The sequence below is a fragment of the Aeromicrobium sp. Leaf272 genome, from assembly GCF_001422865.1.
Classification (GTDB): domain Bacteria; phylum Actinomycetota; class Actinomycetes; order Propionibacteriales; family Nocardioidaceae; genus Aeromicrobium.
Genome location: NZ_LMMY01000011.1, coordinates 94,006 through 95,328 on the forward strand (window position 1 = coordinate 94,006; position 1,323 = coordinate 95,328).

Consider the following 1,323-nt stretch of genomic DNA (forward strand, 5'->3'; position numbering starts at 1 on the left):
GCCTCGGACACGCCCCACCCCGACGTCACGCCCGAGTCGGTCGTCGAGCAGCTCGAGTCGCGCCTGGCCGACGCCGGCGTCGAGCACGAGGTGGTGCACTTCGTGGGCTCCAGCGGTGCCGCGGACTCGATCCTCGACAACGCCCACCGCCACGACGCCTCGCTCGTCGTGATCGGTCAGCGACGCCGCTCGCCCGTGGGCAAGCTCGTGCTCGGCTCCACGTCGCAGCGGATCCTCCTCGAGGCCGAGTGCCCCGTCGTGGCGGTCAAGGCACCACGCTGACCTCCGCGCTCGGCCGCCTGCCCGCCGAGGTGGTGCAGACCGACCCCGACGTCGTGGCCGGGTTCGCGCACGACGAGGCCCAGCTGGTGGAGCGCGCGCTGCCGGTGGCGGTGCTGTCGCCACGCACGACCCGCGAGGTCGCGGCCTGCGTGGTCGCGGCCGACGATGCAGGCCTGGCGGTCGTCACCCGCGGGGCCGGCACCGGACTGGCCGGCGGCGCCAACGCTCCCGCCGGGTCGGTGGTCCTCAGCACCCGTCGGCTCGACCGGATCCTCTCGATCGACGTCGAGGAGCGTGTCGCGGTGGTGCAGCCCGGCGTGATCACCGCCGACCTGCGCACGGCCGTGGCCGACGTCGGGCTGTTCTACCCACCCGACCCGGGCAGCGTCGCGATCTCCACCATCGGCGGCAACGTGGCCACGAACGCCGGCGGCATGTGCTGCGTGAAGTACGGGGTGACCGGTGACTACGTGCTCGGCCTGGAGGCGGTCCTCGCCGACGGACGCGTGATGCGCACCGGGCGACGCACCGTGAAGGGGGTCGCCGGCTACGACCTGACCAGCCTGCTCGTCGGCTCCGAGGGCACGCTGGGCGTGATCACCGAGGTCACGCTCCGCCTGCGACCCGCTCCCCCTCCACCCTCGACCGTCGTCGCGACCTTCGCCGACCTGGAGGACGCCGGCCGGGCGGTGGAACGGCTCTCCGCCGACGCCATCGACCTCTCGATGCTCGAGCTCCTCGACGCCACCACGCTCGCGGCCGTCGACGCACACACCCACATGGGCATCGACGCCGCCGCGATGCTGCTGGTGCAGACCGACCTGCCCGAGGCGCAGACCACCGTGGAGGCCGTGCGCCGCATCTGCGACGCCTCCGGAGCGGTCGACGTGGCGCTCACCACGGATGCCGCCGAGGGCGCGCAGCTGCTCGAGGCCAGACGCCAGGCGCTTCCTGCTCTCGAGCGCCTGGGCGACTGGCTGCTCGACGACGTGTGCGTACCGCGGCGGGCCGTCGTCGACCTGGTCACCGGCATCCAGCGGG

General features: G+C 73.8%; 2 protein-coding genes. Both read left to right on the plus strand.

The features are described 5' to 3' along the window. Positions 1-282: universal stress protein (locus ASF38_RS07520; protein WP_162237316.1), on the plus strand; the 282-nt coding region annotated here is incomplete at its 5' end. Next, positions 249-1,323 (plus strand): FAD-binding oxidoreductase (locus tag ASF38_RS17135; RefSeq protein WP_235497493.1); only part of this gene is annotated, 1,075 nt, incomplete at its 3' end. The genes ASF38_RS07520 and ASF38_RS17135, both read left to right, overlap by 34 nt.